Genomic DNA, 21,319 nt, shown 5'->3' with positions numbered 1-21,319 from the left:
CACTAAATTTCCTAATGTTTAAAGTGACGTTAAAGCAAGCTTATCACCCACATAATAATTAACCTTTAAACTGCATCATATATTCCACTTGGACGTCATGGGAAAATGCATTGGGTCTTAATGCTTTGATCTGTTCAATGGTTGAGTCAAAATTTGCACCGCGTTCTAGTAATATTTTACCAGCTACAATCCCTGTTCGACCTGAGCCACCTTTGCAGTGAATGGCTATGGATTCTTTGTCGTTTAAAATTGCATGAATTTCATGTTTAAATTGTGACCATAATAACTCGAAAGTTTCTTCAGGTGCGCCTTCGTCTACGATGGGTAGGTGAATCCATTGCATGTCTAGTTCTTCACAAAGTGTTTTTAATTCAGTTACACCAAGCTCATATATTTCGCTTTCTAGCATTAATGTTAACACAGCGGACGCTCCTGCATTTTTTAACTCAACTAATGATTGTTTAAGTCCAATATCTTTTGTGCCTGGGCAGGGGGTTAATAATAAACTTCCCAAATGATCAGGGCAGTCAATTGAATAAAATGGATGTTGTGACATAACAAAGCCTATTTAATGCAAGGATGAATGTGAACGGAATATTAGCATGTTTACGTTTGCAATGAAGCTTGCATTTATTAATTTATTATAAAGGAATCTCTGATTTAGAATCCTAAAGACTCAATAAAAAAAATCTTACAATTTTTTTTCTAAAAAACACCCTGAAATTGCGAAAAAACTCGCATACTTCCTAGAATTTGGCTGGTTTGCCAAATTCTAGGCGTAACTCGCCTAGTTCATTTATAAATTCCTCATCATATAAATATTGGCTAACGTAAATAACATCGTCAGCTGTGCCGCATTTTTTGCTAGCCCTTTGTATTTCACTTTTCGAAATCCAAACTGACACTTTACGATTCTAAAAATATGCTCCACCTTCGCTCTTAATTGCGCCTTTATTTTTTCCGTGGCTTTTTTGTCATTGTAAATTGTGCCCGTCCCGTGTTTTTTTACTAATGAACTTGGTCGCTCTGCGATCAGCCATTGGGCTGAAACATCTTTATTTTCTTCACGCTGATCCGCACCTAAATATCCGCTATCACCACCGATTAATTTTTCTTCACCGTGCAATAAATTATGCGCTTCGGTCACATCATGATGATTAGCCGATGTAAATGTCATGCTGTGCGCCACGCCTGTGTACATGTCGACACCCACGTGCGCTTTCATTCCAAAATAATATTGATTCGCTTTTTTGCAGGAATGCATTTCTGGATCGCGTGCTTTCGATTTGTTTTTGGTTGAAGGTGATGCGTGAATAATTGTGGCGTCCATCAGTGTCCCTTCTTTTAATAATACACCTTGATCAACCATAATTTGGTTCATGGCTTGTTGCATTTTTTCTTGTAATTTATGCTTCTCAAGCAAATGCCTAAATTTTAAGATGGTCGTTTCATCAGGAATTTTATGTGTTAATTCTAATCGAGCAAATTGTCGCATGGATGCAATTTCATAAAGTGCATCCTCCATTGATGGATCACTCATCGTATACCAGTTTTGCATTAAATGAACACGAAGCATCGTTTCAAGCGGGTAAGGCTGACGACCTTTTTTATGCATTTTTGGATAAAATGGCTCGATGATAGGCAGAAAAACGCCCCAAGGAACAAGTCCTTCCATTTGATTAAGGAATTTTTCTTTTCGAGTTTGTTTTCGTTTTAAATGGGATTCTGCGTCTGTAAAGCTGAGTTGTTTCATGTGATATATAGGTTTCATTTAAAATTAATGGACACTCATATTTTAGCATTATTTAAACAGAGTTTCCTAAAAACTAAAACTAATGTTTAGCAATATATTATATAAATTCTAAATACATGAATGGTGGTTAAAAGATAAGGTGAAGTTGATAGAATAACTGTCCAGCTATCTATTCTAAATATGCAACAACCGATTCCATTTTTATATCTATTAGTGAAAAAAGATAACTCGTATTATTAATGCTCCTATTAAATAGATAAATAGAGCCAGTGAAATGAAGAATTTATTCAGACATACGTTATTAAGCATTTTAGCCTGCACAAGCTTAGTTGGGGTTGCACAAGATCCTGAAATACAATTGTTAGATGCAGTGGAAGCAAAAAATATTACCCAAGTAAAACAACTGTTAGAGTCCTCAATGAATTTGGATTATGAAATTAACGGAAGCCCTTTGTTGATTGCCATCAAACATCAAAATATTGAGTTGGTAGAGTTGATTTTAAAGGCAGGGGCGAATCCTGATTATTATGGACATTACTATTATTCACCATTACATATGGCGTTGATCCTTAAAAATAATGAAATTGTAAAAGCTTTAATTAATCATAATGTTGATTTAGAAATACGAGAAAGCGGTGCAATTGGAAAAACTGCGATTTTATTTGCTGCTGAATATGGTGATATTGAATTATTAAAAATATTATTAGCAGGTGGCGCAAATATTGATATTGCGGATAATTATGGTGACAAAGCGTTGGCATTTGCAGCATTTCATGGTCAGTTAGAAATGGCTAAGTTTTTAGTGAGTTTGTCAGTTGATGTCAATCATCAAAATAGAAATTCAAAAACTGCATTGATTCATGCAAAAGATAGAGGACATGCAGAAATTGTAGGATATTTATCTGGCTTGAATGCAAAGTAATAATGAGACTGCAAATAAAAATGGCTTAATTCAATTAATGAATTAAGCCATTTTTATTTGCGTAAATAGTTTATAAGATTGAATTTACTTTTTCCATTTAGCCCAAGGATCACTGCTGTCAGAACTAATTTGAGATGAGTCGTTTTTGGATGGTGCGGGTTTTCTATCGTCACGACTGTTATTATTACGATCACGTGATGCATTAAAGCTTCTGCTTGCTCCACCATTACCTGAAGGTTTACGATTGCCGCCATTTTGGCGATGCGCTTCGGCTTTTTCTTCGCGTTTAATGCGTTGTTGTTCAGCGTCTTCAAAACTGCAGACTTTTGGTTCACCAGGTTTGTGATCATCTGGCACAAGTCGGTCTCTTGGAGGTAAGGCAAATTGCTCTGAAGATGGGCGAGGTAAACTTTTGTAAGTGTATAGATAAAACACTTCTAGCTTTTCGCGGGCCCATTCTGTCTTTTTTAAAAACTTCACACTAGATTCAATGGTTGGGCGTGTTTTAAAACAATTAATATTTAAATAAGCGTCTAATATTTCAAACCCATAATGATCCACCAGTTGTGTCAGCATGTCTTGTAGGCCTAAACCATGAAGTGGGTTGTTTTGGTAGTTAATTTGGTCGTTCATTGGGTGATCCAATCGATAAAATGGCGCTATTGTACCTTTGATTGCCGATACAGCCTAGTGTGTGGCGACATTTAGTTACAAAATAAACTCTAAACACATTGCCTAAGGATATAGAGGGTGTGATTGAAATGTGTGGTAGGAGGGGGTACCAGAAAGGAATAGGGTGTAATAGAAAGGTTTAATAGAAAGGGTTTGATAGGGTGTGATAGGAATGGTAAATATGAATGTATGGATTTTGTATAAATTCTCTTTTTGGATTGAAAAAGTAAATAATTAACACAATAACTTTCACAGTTGTTGAAAATTATATATTTATTTATTCAAAATTTAAAAATTTTTTTTTATGTTAAAAAATATTAATTCTTTGATTTTTGACGATTATTAAGCAGTAATTTTAAATATATTTAATACTCATAAAATTTGTGAATTGGTTTTAACGAATCTAACAGGTTGTCACTTGATCGGCCAATCGCACTTATATCTAATTAATGTTCAAATAAATTCATAAATTAATTAAATGTTAATTATTTGTAAATAATGTTGCTGTTATTTAATGCACGATTTCTAAATACACCATTTATGCACTATTTATACACTATTAAAATTAATTTGTGATTTATTAAATCTATTTTTAAATGCATTAAAATAATGAGACGACGTTATGAATTATAAACTTTTAGGTAAAGTAAGTGTTGCTATTTTGCTCACCCAATCTATGTTTGCATGTACCAATGTAGTACAAGAAGATCCAGAAGCAAATGCCACCTCTGATTTGGTTGGAAGCTCGACCCAGACAAATGATACAACCACGACCTTAACTGAATCATCCACACAAACTCAAACAGATACAGTTACTAACACTCAAACTCCAACCGATTCAAACACACAAACAGATTCAACTGACCAAACCCAAACAGATACAGTTACTAACACTCAAACTCCAACAGATTCAAATACACAAACAGATTCTCAAATAGAATTCACCGGTGTAAAAGTCGGTGATTTTTATGTGTTGGACTCTGGTAATGACGGCAACCTTCCTGAAAATACACTGGATGATTCAACGTCTACTAAATGGGCAAGTGCAGGTGTTGATCAGTGGATTCAATACGCTTGGGAAACCACACAAACGGTTTATGCCATTGATATTGCATTTTCAAAAGGCGATGAGCGTACCGCGTTTTTTGATATTCAAACCTCTTTAGATGGCATCACTTGGACGGATGTTTATAGCGGTATGTCTAACGGTTTAACGACTGAATTTGAAACATTTGATATTAACAATACCGATGCAAACTTTATCAGAATTAACACCAATGGTAATTCAACTGGTGGTTCAAACTGGAATGCAATTACAAAAGTAGAAATTAATTTTTCAAGTGATCCAATTGTTGTGATGCCAACGCAAACGGATACAGCTACACAAACTGACACTGTCACCATGACACAGACGCAAACCGATATCACCTCGGATTTTTATCCTTCAGATATCATTCCTGGTATTGTGGATTGGAAAATTACTTTGCCTGTGGACTCTGACGGAAACGACAGTACAGGTGCAACACTGGTAGATGATCGAAACAACAGCGCAACAGAAATCAAAGACGAAAATCTTATTGGTTATGAGTATCTTCCTTATTTTTATGCAAGTGATGACGAAGTATTTTTCAGAGCTCATGCAGGCGGCGCAACCACCAGTGGTTCTAAATACCCACGTAGTGAATTACGTCAACGTGTTGGTGGTGGCGATGGATATTGGAGTGTTGAAGATTATCAATACCTAGCGGTTGAACTTCGAGTGACTGCAGTTACTTCTGTAAAACCTGAAGTGTCGGTTGTGCAAATTCACGGCCCAGAGAACGAGCCATTGCGTGTCCAGTATTCAACAAGTGAAGGTATTTATTATATTTGGAATGAAGACAACACGGTTCGTGGAATTGATTTTGATTATGAATTAGGTCAGCGTTTATTTGTGACTGTCACTGTTAAAGATGAATCTATTTTCTTAACATTAGAAAACTTAGATACAGGCGATACGTTCTCTGACGACTGGGTTTCAGGTGATGCGACTGGTTACTTTAAAGTGGGTACTTATACACAATCGTCTATGTTTTTAGCTGAATTTAAATCGGAATATGACGAAAGCCCAGAGCCAGACGAGTTTGCAGAAATTGCAGTGAAGTCTATTGATCTTTATGAATTGTTTGAAGGTGAAGTGTCAGTGTCGGGTAATCCTGTTTATCCTGAGCAAGTGGATATGACAGAAACAGAAACCGCAACTGAAACCGCCACAGAAACTGCAACTGAGACAATGACAGAAACAGACACGCAAACCGAAACCGATATTATTATCGATGGTTATCCGTCTGATTTAATTCAAGGTTTGGATGCTTGGAAAATTTCATTACCAGTAGATTCAAACGGCAATGACAGCTCTGATGCTTCTTCAGTTGATGATCGAAATACAAATTCAACAGAAGTAAAAGATGATAACTTAATTAATTATGATTTCCCTCCTTACTTTTACGCTCAAAATAACGAAGTATTTTTTAGAGCCCATGCAGGTGGTGCAACCACATCAGGATCTAAATATCCTCGTAGTGAATTACGTCAACGTGTAGGCGGAGGCGATAATTATTGGAGCGTAGACGACTATCAATTCTTAGCGGTTGAATTACGTGTTACGGCTGTAACTTCCATTAAACCTGAAGTGTCAGTTGTGCAAATTCACGGACCAGAAAACGAGCCATTACGTGTTCAGTATTCAACAAAAGATGGCATTTATTATATTTGGAATGAAGACAACACAGTTCGTGGAATTGATTTTGATTATGAATTAGGTCAGCGTTTATTTGTGACGGTAACCGTAAGAGATGGGTCCATTTATCTAACCCTGGAAAACTTAGATAACGGATCAACCTATTCAGATGATTGGGTCTCTGGTGATTCAACCGGTTACTTTAAAGTGGGTACCTATACACAATCGTCAATGTTCTTAGCAGAATTTAAAACAGAGTATGATGAAAGCCCAACGGCTGACGAATACGCTGAAATTGCAGTGAAAAGTATTGATCTGTATGAAAGCTTCGACGGTGAAGTGAAAACAGAGGGTAATCCTGAATTACCGTAAATGATTGTTAAAATGATTTAAATATAAAGCGCAGTTTTCATTTTGGATCTGCGCTTTTTTTATGGGTTTTTTATGAATGTCTCAAGATTACAGTAACAAATCTATCCTTGTTTTTATCGTCAAACCATCTTCATAATGTTTAAAGTTATTACACAAATTTGGATGCACTTAGTCCATGTAAAATCATACGATTGATAACCATCAATGTAGGCGAGCGCTGCCTTGATGCTCACTTCAAGGTAGAAAAAAGCCCGTCTAGATTAAAATTCGTAGCTTGAGGATTTGTGTGTCATAATTTATTTAATTTAAACAGTTAATATGAGCGCAATATGGATAACGCAAGATCACTAGAAAACAACGCCATTGGCTACGAATCAATAGAAAATGCAATTAAAGATGGGAAAATAAAGTCAGGCCCGATGATCGTTTTGTCACAGTTTTGCTTATTTCCAGTTATTGCGTCTGCAATATGTGCAAGTCTATACCTAGTTATTTTCACAGAGTATTTTACACTAGAAATAATGAAAGATTACATGCAAGATCTTCAGGCTAATAGAGCAATAATAACGGTTTTTTCTTCATTTTATATGCTGTTTATGTTTTTAGCGCTGATGCTGTTTGTCATTATTCCCGCAATCATAAAATCTAGATTTTACCCAACACAATTTTTCTTTCATGAAGATAAATTAAATATTAGATACATGGATGAGAAATTAACGTTTCAAGAAACAGAAGTGAATTATTATGATATTCGATATATTAAAGTCCAAACCAAAAAATTAAATAGACAGCCAAGAATATTATTTAATTACTTTCTAAATGGATATCTAAATAAGTCACAAGATGCAGGTATGATTGAAATACATACACGAAAAAAAGAAATAATAAAATGTTGTTATACCGATTTGATGTTGTCAGATGACAAATTGAATGAGTTAAAAGAAGAGTGTAAAGCGCGTCGAATAAAAATATAGCACCCATTTTAAGTGAAAAGGTATGCTCGTAGGTCTGCCTTTAGGCTTTCTTACTTGCTAATTTCGATTGACTTGAAGTAGTTTGACACCCTAAAGGGGTGACCTACGTTTTTGATACCATTTGTAGGTATCTTTTTATTTTAGAAAAGGAAAAATAAATGAATAAGCTTACTCTATTTGTCTCGCTAATATTAATAATACTGATTGTCACGTTCTTTTTTTGGATATCAACGGGTGCAAATGAAGCTGAGTATAAAGTATATGTAGTGCCTGTTGAGTTAATTGATCAACCTGCCAATACTGATGATATTCAGCCTAACCAAATGAAAATTGTACAAGATAAACAAGAAACAATTTCTGAAAATAAGCAAGAGACAAGTGATAAAGCGAAACCTGACGATGTCACTAAGTACAATTATGTAGAATCAGGGAGGATGGTGCGAATTGAAAGTTTGGAAATGAGTGATTTAGGGTATCAATATGCTAAAGTGATTGCGAAAATACGTAGTAAAGGCAATGTAGGGCATCTTTCAGATGAAGCGATTATTGATATGTTAGAAGGTAATCCAGATTTGTTTGATGAATTGTCTATGGATGATAAAACTCGAAAAATAATTGATAACTATTATAAATTTAAATATTCAAACTATATTGAACAATTTCCATTTGGTTTTAGTCGATCTAAAAAAATACATGATAGCTTTCAGTTTTTGTTAGAATCAAATGAAGCAGTCGTTACTACTTATATTTCATATGAAGAACAAGCTTTTATTGATCGTATGGTGTCTAAAGGTGGAATAAATCTTAAAGATATTACTGGAGAAAAAAAAGGTGGGTATTTTGATGAGGGTTATATTGTTACGGAAGACTTTATATACGGTGACGCAATAAAGTATATAAGTTTTTATTTTGAACAATCACCTTATCCAGATTATTATTTAAATGTTAATAGCATTAAAGATAAAAATTTAAGAAAGTGTGTTGAAGAAAAGCTATGGGGCACAAATAAAAATTTAGCGTATTTAAGTTGTGATGATGTAATTGAGTCGTTTAAAGGATTGGAGGGAGCGATTTCAATTCGCAGTTTGAGTTTTAATTTTGAAGGTAATATAGATTTAGCACCCATATTAGGCTACGAGAATCTTCGAGAGTTAGAGGTTAATCAAGGTGGTAATATAAACTTAAGGCAGATAGGTAGTTTAAAAACACTAAAGTCATTAAAGTTTAGTTCGGTTAATGTGAAATATTCAGAATCCATTAAAAATCTAACACTATTAACATCACTCTCTATTTTTGCTGTGAAAGGATTTGATTTTAGTGTTATTAATGAATTGCATAATCTAAAAGAGTTGGCTGTAAATGCTGATGATTTCTCTGATATCGATTTTGAGAAATTGACAAAATTAGAAGAGTTGACGATTTATAGTAATCTAAAAGAAAATTTAAATTTAACCGTGTTGAATCAGCTAAGTAACTTAACAAAATTAACAATTGATAATGCAAATATTAACAACTTACCAAAATTGAATGATAATAATGTTAGGGAATTGAAAATAACACATAGTCATGTGCAAGATTTCTCAAATATTAATGATTTCAAATCACTGAAAATGCTTATCTTGAAAAGGAATAATTTATCAAATATACCCGACTTGAGCCAATTAAATAATCTGGAAGTAATTGATGTCTCTGAAAATCTTATATCGGATATTTCATTTCTTAGTAATGTAGATAATTTAAAAATGGCTTATGTGTATAACAATAATTTAACGGATTTAAGCCCAATCTACAACTTGCCTAAATTGATATTACTTCATGCTCAGGGTAATCAAATTAAAGACATAAGTGGTATCGAGAATTTAAACCAACTGTTAGATGTGATATTAGTGGGGAATCCTATTGAAGATTGTTATCCAGCAACAAAATTAAATAATTTGATAGGTAAGCATTGGTGTGAGGCGAGTCAATAGTCTAAAATAAAAATGAATTAATTGTGCGGTTTTTTAAATAAGAGTATAAAAAATGAAAAATGACTATCGAATCCCAGCAATGAAATTTTCGTTGGTATATCCATTGTATATTAATAAAGTAGAGCGTAAAAATCGCACTCAAGAAGAATTAGATCAAGTGATTAGTTGGTTGACTGGTTTTACTAAGCTCGAGATTGATCAACAAATAAATAAGGATCATGATTTTGAAACCTTTTTCGCCCAAGCCCCTAAATTGCATCCAAATAGCGCGCTCATTAAAGGGGTGATTTGTGGTGTGCGAGTAGAAGATATTGAAGACCCACTTGTGCAAAAAGTTAGGTATTTAGATAAATTGGTGGACGAATTAGCCAAGGGTAAAAAGATGGAGAAGGTTTTGAGATAAGAGTTTGAAACTTGAAGCTTGAAACTTGAAACTTGAAACTAAAGGTTAATAGTCTGAGGCTTGAAGCCCAGCATAATTTACCTTTTGTTATCCCGTTATTAAGCGGAAACTGGGACCCTGAAAAAGACATCAGGACGATGGAAAATGAAGTGTTAGATTGTGTTATAAAATTTAATGTATTCAGTCAATATCGATAGCCTCAATCCATTAACTTTGGCCTCTAGCTTTAGACTTTTCAATTCCATTATCTGTTATCATTTCCCACACAATAAACATTTCAAATTTCTGGTAAATCTCATGCAAGCAAAGTTCACTCAAGGCTCAATCTTTAAACACATCAGTGTCATGACATTCGCATCTACCATTGGGTTATTGGCGATCTTTATGGTCGACTTGGTGGATCTGTATTGGTTGAGTTTATTAGGTGTGGTTGAGCTTGCCGCAGCAATTGGTTATGCCGGTTCAATTTTATTTTTTACTCAATCATTATCAATAGGTTTGGCCATTGGGTGTGGAGCATTAATTTCAAGAGCTGTGGGCTCTGGTGATCAAACTCGCACACAAGAAATGGTGGCGCATATTTTTATCAGTGTTGCGATTGTGTGTTTGCCAATTCTGTTGGCGTTATTAGTTTTTATGAATCCCATTTTAGAAATGCTTGGGGCTCAAGGTGAAGCGGCTATGTTTGCGCGTCAGTACTTGTTTATCATATTACCGACTATGCCAGTCATGGCGATTGCTATGTCCTGTGGTGGCGTTTCTCGTGCGTTAGGCTTTGCTAAACAATCTATGTGGTTGACACTCATTGGTGGGTTTGTAAATGCCGTATTGGATCCGTTTTTTATTTTCACATTAGACTTAGGTGTGCAGGGTGCGGCAATCGCCACGTTAATATCTAGATTTGCCATGCTCGCTTATGGCTTGTGGTTAGTGATTAAAGTAAATCAATTAATCACTTGGCCAAATCTTGCTAAATATTGGCAGGATGTAAAACAGTACTCAAGTATTGCGTTACCCGCGTCTGCTACTAATTTATCGACACCTATTGCGGTTGCATTTGTGACAGCCTCAATGGCGCAATTTGGTGACAGCGCGGTGGCGGCAAACGCTGTGATTAGTAAATTACAGCCCTTAGCGTTTGCAGGTTTGTTTGCTTTGTCTGGAGCCATAGGCCCCATTGCTGGACAAAATTTAGGCGCTAAAAATGTTGATCGAATTTTTAGTACCTTAAAAGAAAGCGTGAAGTTTGTGTTGTTATATTGTGTGGTGGCCTGTGGATTATTATTTGTGTTAACAGGTTTTATTATCAATGTGTTTGAAATATCAGACGAGTCCAAACCATTAGTAAAATGGTTTTGTTTTGGACTAAGCACGGTGTTTGTATTTAACGGCATTACCTTTGTGACAAATGCGATGTTTAATAATTTAGGCGCGGCTAAGTGGGCTACTATTTTTAACTTTGCGAAAGCCACAATATTTACCATCCCATTTGTAAGTGTCGGCGCACATTACGGTGGACCCGTTGGTATTTTTATTGGTTTGTATATTGGGGCAATCATCATCGCGCTATTAGGTTTATGGAAAAACGTTTCAGTTATAAAACAGATTGAATTAGAAAATGCATGAAAACCTTATTGTGGATGAGTGCGTCCCTTATTTCATTTTGTTTAATGGCCGTGGCCGCTCGTGAATTAAGTGGGCAGTTAGCGATTGTGCAAACATTAGCAATTAGAAGTTTTGTTGGAATAATAATATTAACGTCTATTTTGATTGTCACTAAACAGCTTTCAAGTCTTAAAACGAAAAAACTATCCAAACATGCATTACGCAACTTAACGCATTTAGTTGGTCAATATGGTTGGTTTGTAGGGATTGGATTGCTGCCATTATCTAATGTGTTTGCTTTAGAGTTTACAGTGCCGGTTTGGGTGGCATTAATAGCGGCTATATTTTTAAAAGAAAAAATAACGCAACGCAAAATAATAGCAATTATATTAGGAGTTTTAGGTGTCTTAATTATATTAAGACCCGGTATTCAAATTGTGGATCACATATCATTAATTGTATTAGTTTCTGCCATGTTTTATGCAGTCGCGCATTCTACTACCAAATCATTAACCTCTACCGATTCACCCATCGTGATTATCTTTTATATGTGTTTAATGCAATTTCCCATTGTATTTAGCTTTGCATTATTTGACTGGCAGTGGCCAAACCCAACCCAATGGAGTTGGTTAGCATTGATTTCTATAACGGGATTAACCGCACATTTTTGTATGACAAAAGCCATGCAACTTTCACAAGTTACCACCGTAATGACCTTGGATTTTTTACGACTGCCTATGATTACTGTTGTGGGTATTTTGTTTTATGCAGAAGGGTTTGAGCTTTGGTTGTTACTTGGGGCGGGTTTGATGTTGTTGGGTAATTGGATTGCTTTGTATAAAAAGCGTTGAGTGGTTTTTTTTGGTAAAAAATGGCTGGAAAATTTCCAGCCTTTTTTATGATTTGAAATTAATCGTTTACGTAATTAAACGTCATATCTAGTTTGCGTGCTCTAATATCTGTCCATGACACATTATCCAAACGTAATTCCTCGTTGATATAAATATCCACAGAGTCTTCAGAAAATTTAATGATGAGTTTTTTTTCAGAGACTGTACTAATTTCAATTGTGCCAGCATGAGGGTTTTTTGCACCTAAGTGATTTAAAATTATTTGATCATCAGGCTGAGTAATAATATACCTATGATCAAAATTTATAAATCCATCACGTAAAATTAAATCCACACTGAAATTAGTGGTTTTAACTTTTTCATCGATGTTTAAGTTATCGTAACTTAGTACGCTGTTAAAGTTTTCTAAATACCAATAACCTAGGCTGTTTTGATAACCCATGGTACTGCTAAGCACTAACCATTGACCATGAACCTGAGAAACAATACTTTCAGTCGTTTCAGAAAGGTCTGAGTTAATGCTGTTTCTGAATTTAAAATTATCATAACTTAAATCACCATAAACGTATTGCTCACGATCAACCATATCTTCTTTGTAATTATATTGGCATATTGAAACTGCTAAACGCATTCGCACTTTAGCATTACGCTCGGTTGCATTTAGATCATTTCTAACATCGCCCTCTATGTTCATGGAAATTGGAGTGTCTGTTAATTCAAGTGCTATGTTGCATAAATCTTGTAGATTGCTTAAATCTTTAAAATTTTCTTGGGTAAATCCTGTTATTTTATTTGTGATTACAGCGTTAAGTAATTCAATTTCATTGTCTAAATCTATGTCGTAATTTTCAACGGATATAAAATGTCCCTGTTGAGATAAGTCAAAAATTTGCATGGCATACGCTGTTAAATCTAATATTTGCCAATCTTTTAATGAATCATCAATTTTCATAAAGTGTGGATTAATGAGTCTAGATCCATTAGTAATACGCGCTAATGCGTCGTCATCACTAATATTTTGGTCAGCATAGGTAATGAGGTTTGTATCCGTATCTGTTTGACTCTCACTGTTTGTATTTGTAGATAAATCGGTGTCAGTACTTAAAATAGTATCAGTCATTAAATCGGTATCAGTATTACTTTTAGTAAAAGTATTTGTAATAGTCTCTGTTGTTGATTGAGTTTGATGGGGTGATGGGTTTTTTTGATTGTCAGGTTGTTCGTTACAGCTACTTAATGATAAAGCGATTAATATACAACTAGTGTTAAATGTATTTTTAATCATTATGTTCCCTTTTTTTTGAAATAAAAAAGGCTGAAAAAATCAGCCTTTTTCCAATTAAATTATGGATGATTAATCGTTCGCGTAATCAAATGTCATGTCTAGTTTACGTGATCTAATGTCTGTCCATGGCACGTCATTTAAATGTACGTCATCATTAATTAAAATATCGACGGTATTTTCTGAAAATTGAATAACTAGTTTTCTACCATCTGTATGATCAGTATGAATTTCTAGTGAACCTGCATAAGGATTTTGTGCCCCAAGGTGAGTGAGTATAGTACTATCACTTGGTTGTTGAATTTTATATAAATGATCAAAGTTTCTGAATCCATCACGTAAGTAAAAATCGGTTTTTAAGTTTGTGGTTTTTACCTGAGGATCTTGATCAGTAATGTCATAATTTGAATTGCTGTTAAAGTTTTCAATAAACCAATAACCTAACTTATTTTCGTAGCCCATAGTATTGCTTAGTACTAGCCATTTTCCATGCATCTGAGAAACAATACTTTGAGTGGTTTCTGACAGATCATTATTAATGCTGTTTTTATACACAAAGTTATCATAACTTAAATTACCGTATGCGAACTGTTCACGATCAATCACGCCTTCTTTGTAATTATATTGGCATTTTGAGAGGGTGAGGTTGAAGCGCACTTTTGCATCACGTGATGTCGTATTTGTGTCATTTTTAACATCGTCGTGAATAGTCATTGAGAATGGAGTGTCTGATAATTCAGGGCCAGTATTACATAAATCTTGTAGATCAATTAAGTCATCAAATTGCACTTTATTGAATCCTGTTACTCGGAATGTGATCACTTCATTTAACAAGTCAACCTCATTTTTTAAATCCATGTCGTAGTTTTCATAAGCAATATTATGTGTTTGCTGTGATAAATCATAGACCTGCATGGCATAAGCGGTTAAATCTAATAATTGCCAATCATCTAAATTACTATTGATATTTGCATGATTAGGGTTTTTTAAGCGATTATCGTTAGTGATCTTGTTAAGTGCAACTTCAGTGGAAATCTCTTTAAATTCATAATAAAGATCATCTTGATCAGAATCAGGTGCATTATTCCCCCCACAAGAAAGCATTAACCCAGAACAAGCAACAGCAGTTAACATTGATGTATATTTAGTAATCATAACTTACCTTTTTTAAGTTGAATTTTGACTCATTCTATCAATATTAACGTCAAAAGTAAGTTTAGATTGATTGTGATTTTGTAACATTAAGTGACATATTTAATAAAAGAAATACAAAATAAGAGTAATACCGTGATTTATTTTAATCCTGATGAAAAACGAATGCTTTAGTAATAAAATAGTCTGGCTTTTAATGAATTAGTACCTTTCCATCTTACTATCTATCCACCTACCCCTTTCATCTTCGGCTTACCATTTTTCTTTATCAAAATATGTCATTGAAGAAATCTAAAATAATCATTGTTGGTATAAAAATGGCGCTAAAACTTTGACGACCTTTCCTTAAATTAATTGAGAATCGAACTGGAATGATTGCCATTTATTTCATTATTGTTGGTAGGTAAATTTTAATTTCTGGGCTAACCTTAAGAGTACCATTAATCATTTATTTGTTTGACATGAAAATTAAAACTCGAATTTTACTTGCGGTTTTTACCATTGAGTTACTTGGTTACGGTATTTTATTGTTTCACTCAAATAGTCAATCTACCGAAACGTTAATTAATGTTCGTGAAAAACAAATCCAAGCCACTATTTTAGATAACTTTAATAAAATTAATTATTTAACTAATTCAATGGAGCGTAAAGCCATTGAAATCGCTCAAGCAGGACAATTACTATATAACATTAAAAACCAAACTGAATTTCCTCAAAAAGATCAGTGGTTTGAAAATTATTTAAAGGACAGTTTTGAAATATTTCCAGAGTCCATTGGAGGCGGGTTGTGGTATGAGCCTTATATCATCGATAAAAATGAGCAATTTTATGGTCCTTATGTATTTTGGAATAATGATCAGGTTGAGTTTACATGGGACTTAAATACTCAAGAGTATAATTATTTAGAACAGGATTGGTATTTAACTGGCTTACCCAAAAACTGGAAAAGAGATCAACGATTACCTGAGTTGGTTTATTGGACCGAGCCTTATTGGGATGAAGCAGGATCAAGAGAGTTAATGATGACTGTAGATGCCATTATGTATACGCCAAACAATCATATTCTTGGTATTTCAACAGTTGATTGGTCATTAAAAGAAATGACTGAATTCATCAGTAAAATATCCATTACAGAAAATACACAAACATTTTTAGTCGATACTTTAAGTAATAAAGTGCTTTCAAATGAGATAGATCCATTAACAAAAATGTTAGATTATACCTCGGTTGATTGGATGAAAGAGTTACAAATTCATGATTTAGAAACTGGTCAAATAAATGATGTAAAAGACGTCGTGGTGAATCATATTCATTATAAACTGTATTATTTAAAAAGTGATTCTGGATTGGTATTAGGGGTGTTAATTCCTGAAAATGAATTGTATTTAGAGGTTGAAAAATCCACGAGACAATTAATGACAAGTGGTGTGGTAATTATTGTTGTATTTATTTTATTAATGTTATTTTTACTTGAATTATTATTTAGACCATTTCAAAAAGTAAGGGAACTGATTTCGAAGAGTTTAACGCAAAATTCTAAAGGCCAATTAGAAGTTAAAAAAGTGGAATACAACAAACAGAATGAATTCACCCCAATAATTGAAGCGTTAAATTTAACTTATGAACAAATTAATAAATATACTAATGAAGTAGAGCAAGCAGATAAAGCAAAAACCACTTTTTTAACTACAATGTCTCATGAAATCCGTACACCGATGAATGGGATTTTAGGTTATACACAATTGTTAGCATTAGATGAGTCTATTCCTGATAAACATAAAGAAGCACTAAGTGCCATAGAGTCTTCTGGTAATCATTTGTTGTCATTATTAAATGATGTGTTGGACATTTCTAAAATTGAATCAGGTGCCATGGTGTTACATAATGAAGATGTTTGCTTAGATAGTTTATTTGATGAAATTGATAGCTTATTCAAGTTACGATGTAAAATGGAGGGAATTGAATGGAAGTTTGAAAGTAATGTGCCGGATAATTTAATTTTAAATATTGATGGATCTAAAATTAAACAGATCATCATCAATCTATTAGGTAACTCTATTAAATTTACTAATAAAGGCTTTATTAGCTTAAAAGCAACAATCAGATCAAACGAATTACATTTATTAATGAGCGATACAGGTGTTGGAATTAAAAAAGAGCATCAGTCTGAATTGTTTACACCGTTTTTTCAATCAAACGCGGGAATTGAGTATGGTGGAACAGGTTTAGGTTTGACTATTGTCAGTAAACTTGTTGATTTGCTAGATGGAAAAATTAATTTGATCAATTCTGATGAATCAGGTACTTCATTTGAAGTGATAATTCCTGCTGAAAATATGGAATTTAACGCATTAAAAAATAAAACTAAATTAAATAAAAAGCTGAATACTTTAAAATTTTCTGATAAAAATTTAAAAGCGTTAATTGTAGATGATGTTAAATTTAACCGTGATATTTTAGTGAATGTATTATCGCATATGAAAGTTTCCTCTAAAGAAGCAATAGATGGAAAAGATGCGTTAACGAAATTAAAAGATTTTCATCCCGATGTGATTTTTATTGATATACAAATGCCTGTGATGGATGGTAAAGATTTAATGCAAAAAATTATTGTGCAGTACCCTCAATATATAGGTAAGTGTATTGCCATTAGTGCTAATGTATATGATGATGACAGTAAATATTTAGCTTATGGGTTTTCCTACTCTTTAAGTAAGCCATTTAAAATTACTGACGTTGAAGTGATTTTAACCAAGATGATGGATCAATAAAATTAACGGAAAAAGGAGTTGGGTTTTAAAATATTTGATTATCTTTATTCTAAAGAGTCAATAATGTTTATTTGGATAAATGTTTTACTTACTATCAAGTTAACAAGTAAATAGGTTGTTTTTGATGGTATGTTTCCTGTTTATAATGGTTGATGATACTTCCTTCTGTATGATTAAATCTGTAGATTTAATTTCTAATATAATTTGAAATAAATTTATTATTGTAATATTGATTTATAATGGGAGGTTTATTTTTTCTGTATTGGTAGTGTGGTTTGCTAATATTGTAAGTAATGATTTTTAAGTTCTTTTTAAATGTCTTTTTAAATGTCTTTTTAAATTTTCATCATGTAATTATTTTGTTTAGTTTGGGATTGTACGAAACAATGGAATTTATTATGTAATTTATTATGTAATTTATTATGTAATTTATTATGTGATTTATTATGTGATTTATTGTTTATTTTATAAATTTAAAAATAAAAAAACCAATTCTGAATATTGGTTTTTTTATTGAATGTTAAATTCGATCAGAAATATCAGGCGTTGGAGGCGGTTGATGATCGCTAGTATCGATTATTTGAACATTGCCTATATAATCATTTTCAAGGGATTTGTTTTTTTCTAACCATTGTAATATTGTATTTTTATCCATTGATTGATTTTGTGTGGCAATGACTAAATCTATATTTTGATGGTGAAGTTGGGGTTTGACCTGTACATGATCAATGCCAGGTAAACGTTTAACCAGCTGAGCAATTTCCTCTGGGAAGTATTCGTGCCCTTGTATAAAAATGCTGTCTGTTTGTTTTTTTATAAATTCAATTTTATTATTTGGATGTCTTTTTACAATATCACCCGTTTTGAAAAACCCAGTACTGTTAAATGGATATTCATGTCTATTTGAAGAATATCCGTGCATGATTTGCGGGCCTTTTATACATAGTTGCCCAGTAGATCCTACTGATACTTCATATCCTTTTCGATCAATAATTTGATGCTGTGTTTCAGGTGCTAACTCTAAAATATTAATTTGATCGTTATTTTTATTCGATGCAATGACAGCTGACGCTTCTGATAATGTATAAAATTCAAATATCTCACTACCTGTGATTTCTTTCCATTTTTCAATTGTATTTTTGTTTAGCTGCATAGCACCGGTAATTGAAAATTTTAATCGATCCCAATATAGTTTGGTAATATCTGGATGGTGTAACATCATTGCGAAAAATGGTTCGATTCCTAATATTGCAGTAATCATTTCATCCTCTAAACATTGCCAGAATCCTTCTCCGTCACGCGGTGAAGCTAAGATGGTCTTCCCACCAGTTAATGGAATGGTCCACATCACACACATAAAATTAAAATGGTGATATAAGGGTAATGGACACAACCATGTTTCTCGAGAAATTTGTATATGCGTATCCAGCATTTCACGAATTTGCATTGCATTGACCAATACATTTTGATGGGTTAATAAAATGGGTTTAGAGGATGGGCTTGGTGTATTGGTAAATTGCATGATCGCTAAATGATGCGGGGACAGTGTAGGCAATCTCGTTTTTAATTTTTCACCACGCGCAATGGCTGTATAAAATGCAATATTTAATTCATCCTGGGATAAAATACGTAATTCATTGCTAGTTTCAGTGATGATAAACGAAGCCTGTGCTTGTTTTAAATACCATTGGTATTGTTTTGGATGCAACATTGGATTGATATTTACAACCACACCACCTGCCAAGATTACGCCATAACATGCTACTGCATAATCTGCACGATTGGTCATGCGTAATACGACTTTGTCGCCAATGTTTAAGCCAACTGATGTGAGGTACTTAGCAACTGAGCGTGCGTCTCTTACTATTTCATTGTAATAAACATTGTGACCTTTAATATCACAAAAAGCAGGGTAATCTGAAAATTCTTCATCTAACAGGTCAATGATGTCAACTAGTGAAAGATGTTCATATTGCAGTAAGCAGTCCTGTTGTGTTGCCAAATTTGAAAATGGTGAATTTGGTGAAAACGGCATTGGTGATCCTCTAAAATATATTCGATGTCTATCTATTAAACCTAGTGAGAAATAGTGAAGTTGCAAGTTTAATTGTAATTATTTACACCCTTTTTTTTAGTTTGGTAGATATTTGTAAACTACTGATTTACATTAGAAAAGATTCGTCAAAAAACCAATAAGTAATGCTACAAAATCAGTCTGTAAACTGGCTTTATGAAAGTATTTACAATATAAAAAGCGTGAAGGGATGAATTCAGTTTAATGACGTCAAAACTGTAACATTTTAATTTGGCTCTGCTCTATTAAGTAACTTTGGGTATATGTCAGGGTTGGTCACTATTTATAAGCTTGATTTTTTCACTTTTAATAATTATATGGTCACAAAATGAATAAAAAACAAAATTTAGTTGTAATAGGTGCAGGCGCAGGTGGGTTGGTGAGTGCTTACATTGCAGCTGCTGTAAAAGCGAATGTGACGTTAATTGAAGCAAATTTAATGGGTGGCGATTGTTTGAATTATGGCTGCGTACCGAGTAAAGCATTGATTCATATTGCAGATCAAATGAAACAATCTCAATTAATTGCTCAAACAGGAATGGTTGACTCATCATTCACTCAACTTGATTTCACAAAAGTCATGGCACAAGTTAAAGGTGCTATTGCACAGATTCAACCTAAAGATTCCATAGAGCGTTATCGCGAATTAGGCGTAAATGTGATTCATGGAAAAGCAAAAATTTTATCGCCTACGCAAGTTGAAGTAACTGGCACTAATGGCAAAGAAATTATTGATACTAAGCACATTATTATAGCCACAGGCGGTAAACCCAAATTACTGAATATAGAAGGCCTGAAACCTGAAGCGATTTACACAAGTGAGACTATCTGGAATTTAGAACAATTACCGAAGAATTTATTGATTGTAGGTGGTGGTGCCATTGCCTGTGAATTGGGCCAAGCGTTTAGGCGTTTGGGAAGTCACGTAAGTTTGCTCACTCGTTCAGGTATTTTGTCAAATCAAGACCCACAAGCTTCGCAGATTATTGAACGTGTTTTAGAAACTGAAGGCGTGAATATTTATAAGCAATGTAAAGATTTTAAAGTGAATGAAGAAAATATGACATTCACAAGCTTAAATGTTTTAAAATCCATAAAGTTTGATGCAGTCTTAATGGCCACAGGCAAAACAGGCAACAGCGAATACCTAGGATTAGAAAATACAAATATTATTACGAATGAGCAAAACTATATTCCAGTAAATGCGTATAACCAAACCACAGAAAAAAGCATTTATGCAGTAGGTGACATTACCGGTGGCGCGCAATTTACTCATACAGCGGCGCACGGCGCTTGGTTTGCAACCGTAAACAGTTTGTTTGGTCGTTTTAAACGTTATAAATACAATTTAGATAATGTGCCTTTTGCTATATTCACTAATCCACAGCTTGCCACTATTGGTCGAAGCGAAGCACAGTTAATTCAAAACAATATCGAATTTGACTTAACCGAATTACCGATTAATGAAAATGACAAAATGATCTGTAATAATAAACAAGAAGGCTTAATCAAAGTGTGGACCAAAAAAGACACCGATAAAGTGTTGGGTGTCGTGATTGTAGGGGATCAAGCCAGTGAACTAATGCCACAGTGGGTATGGTTAATGAAACAAAACGCAGGGCTTAATACATTAATGGGCATGCCGCATATTTACCCAAGCTATAACGAAATTAATAAAGCGATTGCAGGTAAGTGGAAATTAACGCAATCGAAAAAACCTAAGACTCAATTTTTGCTTTCCATTGTTAAGTGGATGCATGATCGTTCAGTTAAATAATTTTTTTAAAAACTAAAATCAA

The 21,319-nt window shown here is 33.7% G+C and carries 15 protein-coding genes; 9 read left to right on the top strand and 6 right to left on the bottom strand.

Features of this window, described 5'->3' with window-relative positions; translation table 11 throughout:
* Positions 1 to 58: 58 nt before the first annotated feature.
* Both TYM08_RS16210 and TYM08_RS16205 read right to left on the bottom strand, forming a co-directional pair.
* Positions 59 to 556 (bottom strand): protein-tyrosine phosphatase family protein, encoded by a 498-nt coding sequence (locus TYM08_RS16210; protein ID WP_422380193.1) that lies wholly within the window; start codon positions 554 to 556, stop codon positions 59 to 61.
* A gap of 240 nt (positions 557 to 796) precedes the next feature.
* The gene (locus tag TYM08_RS16205; protein WP_422379935.1) at positions 797 to 1,753 is read right to left on the bottom strand and encodes an IS5 family transposase; all 957 of its coding nucleotides are present in this window, start codon (positions 1,751 to 1,753) and stop codon (positions 797 to 799) included.
* 274 nt (positions 1,754 to 2,027) lie between these two features.
* On the opposite strand from TYM08_RS16205, the gene TYM08_RS16200 reads away from it, so the two are divergent.
* Positions 2,028 to 2,675 carry an ankyrin repeat domain-containing protein gene (locus TYM08_RS16200; protein ID WP_422380192.1) on the top strand — a complete coding sequence of 216 codons (648 nt, stop codon included), beginning with the start codon at positions 2,028 to 2,030 and terminating at the stop codon, positions 2,673 to 2,675.
* Between the two features lie 84 nt (positions 2,676 to 2,759).
* Here the strand turns inward: TYM08_RS16200 and TYM08_RS16195 are convergent, their stop codons facing one another.
* Positions 2,760 to 3,308, bottom strand: a complete 549-nt coding sequence (locus TYM08_RS16195; RefSeq protein WP_422380191.1) for a VF530 family DNA-binding protein — start codon at positions 3,306 to 3,308, stop codon at positions 2,760 to 2,762.
* Positions 3,309 to 3,969: 661 nt separating this feature from the next.
* Between TYM08_RS16195 and TYM08_RS16190 the strand changes: the two genes are divergently transcribed.
* The 6 genes from TYM08_RS16190 (at position 3,970) to TYM08_RS16165 (ending at position 12,241) form a co-directional block, all read left to right on the top strand.
* Positions 3,970 to 6,438, top strand: a complete 2,469-nt coding sequence (locus TYM08_RS16190; protein WP_422380190.1) for a polysaccharide lyase family 7 protein — start codon at positions 3,970 to 3,972, stop codon at positions 6,436 to 6,438.
* Between the two features lie 329 nt (positions 6,439 to 6,767).
* A complete protein-coding gene (locus TYM08_RS16185) occupies positions 6,768 to 7,412 on the top strand; it encodes a hypothetical protein (protein WP_422380189.1) in 645 nt (214 codons plus the stop codon).
* 158 nt (positions 7,413 to 7,570) lie between these two features.
* On the top strand, positions 7,571 to 9,382 hold the full coding sequence (locus TYM08_RS16180; protein ID WP_422380188.1) for a leucine-rich repeat domain-containing protein: 1,812 nt from the start codon (positions 7,571 to 7,573) through the stop codon (positions 9,380 to 9,382).
* 52 nt (positions 9,383 to 9,434) lie between these two features.
* Positions 9,435 to 9,785 carry a DUF2200 domain-containing protein gene (locus TYM08_RS16175; RefSeq protein WP_422380187.1) on the top strand — a complete coding sequence of 117 codons (351 nt, stop codon included), beginning with the start codon at positions 9,435 to 9,437 and terminating at the stop codon, positions 9,783 to 9,785.
* 297 nt (positions 9,786 to 10,082) lie between these two features.
* Positions 10,083 to 11,411 (top strand): MATE family efflux transporter, encoded by a 1,329-nt coding sequence (locus tag TYM08_RS16170; RefSeq protein ID WP_422380186.1) that lies wholly within the window; start codon positions 10,083 to 10,085, stop codon positions 11,409 to 11,411.
* Complete coding sequence (locus tag TYM08_RS16165) at positions 11,408 to 12,241, top strand: DMT family transporter (RefSeq protein WP_422380185.1); 834 nt, start codon at positions 11,408 to 11,410, stop codon at positions 12,239 to 12,241. Before TYM08_RS16170 ends, TYM08_RS16165 begins: the two co-directional genes overlap by 4 nt.
* A gap of 58 nt (positions 12,242 to 12,299) precedes the next feature.
* On the opposite strand, the gene TYM08_RS16160 is transcribed toward TYM08_RS16165, so the two are convergent.
* Together TYM08_RS16160 and TYM08_RS16155 are read right to left on the bottom strand one after the other, a co-directional pair.
* On the bottom strand, positions 12,300 to 13,526 hold the full coding sequence (locus TYM08_RS16160; RefSeq protein ID WP_422380184.1) for a hypothetical protein: 1,227 nt from the start codon (positions 13,524 to 13,526) through the stop codon (positions 12,300 to 12,302).
* Between the two features lie 69 nt (positions 13,527 to 13,595).
* Entirely contained in the window at positions 13,596 to 14,678 is a 1,083-nt protein-coding gene (locus tag TYM08_RS16155) for a hypothetical protein (RefSeq protein WP_422380183.1), read from the bottom strand.
* A gap of 458 nt (positions 14,679 to 15,136) precedes the next feature.
* Here TYM08_RS16155 and TYM08_RS16150 point away from each other — a divergent pair, with 458 nt between their 5' ends.
* Entirely contained in the window at positions 15,137 to 17,446 is a 2,310-nt protein-coding gene (locus TYM08_RS16150; protein ID WP_422380182.1) for an ATP-binding protein, read from the top strand.
* Between the two features lie 520 nt (positions 17,447 to 17,966).
* On the opposite strand, the gene TYM08_RS16145 is transcribed toward TYM08_RS16150, so the two are convergent.
* Positions 17,967 to 19,481, bottom strand: a complete 1,515-nt coding sequence (locus TYM08_RS16145; protein WP_422380181.1) for a class I adenylate-forming enzyme family protein — start codon at positions 19,479 to 19,481, stop codon at positions 17,967 to 17,969.
* A gap of 367 nt (positions 19,482 to 19,848) precedes the next feature.
* Between TYM08_RS16145 and TYM08_RS16140 the strand changes: the two genes are divergently transcribed.
* On the top strand, positions 19,849 to 21,297 hold the full coding sequence (locus TYM08_RS16140) for a dihydrolipoyl dehydrogenase family protein (protein WP_422380180.1): 1,449 nt from the start codon (positions 19,849 to 19,851) through the stop codon (positions 21,295 to 21,297).
* Positions 21,298 to 21,319 lie beyond the last annotated feature (22 nt).

Source organism: Marinicellulosiphila megalodicopiae, assembly GCF_045862395.1.
GTDB lineage: Bacteria > Pseudomonadota > Gammaproteobacteria > Pseudomonadales > Natronospirillaceae > Marinicellulosiphila > Marinicellulosiphila megalodicopiae.
Note: the sequence above shows the minus strand (reverse complement) of the source record. Positions and strands in the feature narration are given on the sequence as shown.

What these genes read in the sequence shown, in the direction of transcription:
- TYM08_RS16210 (WP_422380193.1), bottom strand. Translation starts at nt 556, where the DNA reads ATGTCACAACATCCATTTTATTCAATTGACTGCCCTGATCATTTGGGA.
- TYM08_RS16205 (WP_422379935.1), bottom strand. Translation starts at nt 1,753, where the DNA reads ATGAAACAACTCAGCTTTACAGACGCAGAATCCCATTTAAAACGAAAA.
- TYM08_RS16200 (WP_422380192.1), top strand. Translation starts at nt 2,028, where the DNA reads ATGAAGAATTTATTCAGACATACGTTATTAAGCATTTTAGCCTGCACA.
- TYM08_RS16195 (WP_422380191.1), bottom strand. Translation starts at nt 3,308, where the DNA reads ATGAACGACCAAATTAACTACCAAAACAACCCACTTCATGGTTTAGGC.
- TYM08_RS16190 (WP_422380190.1), top strand. Translation starts at nt 3,970, where the DNA reads ATGAATTATAAACTTTTAGGTAAAGTAAGTGTTGCTATTTTGCTCACC.
- TYM08_RS16185 (WP_422380189.1), top strand. Translation starts at nt 6,768, where the DNA reads ATGGATAACGCAAGATCACTAGAAAACAACGCCATTGGCTACGAATCA.
- TYM08_RS16180 (WP_422380188.1), top strand. Translation starts at nt 7,571, where the DNA reads ATGAATAAGCTTACTCTATTTGTCTCGCTAATATTAATAATACTGATT.
- TYM08_RS16175 (WP_422380187.1), top strand. Translation starts at nt 9,435, where the DNA reads ATGAAAAATGACTATCGAATCCCAGCAATGAAATTTTCGTTGGTATAT.
- TYM08_RS16170 (WP_422380186.1), top strand. Translation starts at nt 10,083, where the DNA reads ATGCAAGCAAAGTTCACTCAAGGCTCAATCTTTAAACACATCAGTGTC.
- TYM08_RS16165 (WP_422380185.1), top strand. Translation starts at nt 11,408, where the DNA reads ATGAAAACCTTATTGTGGATGAGTGCGTCCCTTATTTCATTTTGTTTA.
- TYM08_RS16160 (WP_422380184.1), bottom strand. Translation starts at nt 13,526, where the DNA reads ATGATTAAAAATACATTTAACACTAGTTGTATATTAATCGCTTTATCA.
- TYM08_RS16155 (WP_422380183.1), bottom strand. Translation starts at nt 14,678, where the DNA reads ATGATTACTAAATATACATCAATGTTAACTGCTGTTGCTTGTTCTGGG.
- TYM08_RS16150 (WP_422380182.1), top strand. Translation starts at nt 15,137, where the DNA reads ATGAAAATTAAAACTCGAATTTTACTTGCGGTTTTTACCATTGAGTTA.
- TYM08_RS16145 (WP_422380181.1), bottom strand. Translation starts at nt 19,481, where the DNA reads ATGCCGTTTTCACCAAATTCACCATTTTCAAATTTGGCAACACAACAG.
- TYM08_RS16140 (WP_422380180.1), top strand. Translation starts at nt 19,849, where the DNA reads ATGAATAAAAAACAAAATTTAGTTGTAATAGGTGCAGGCGCAGGTGGG.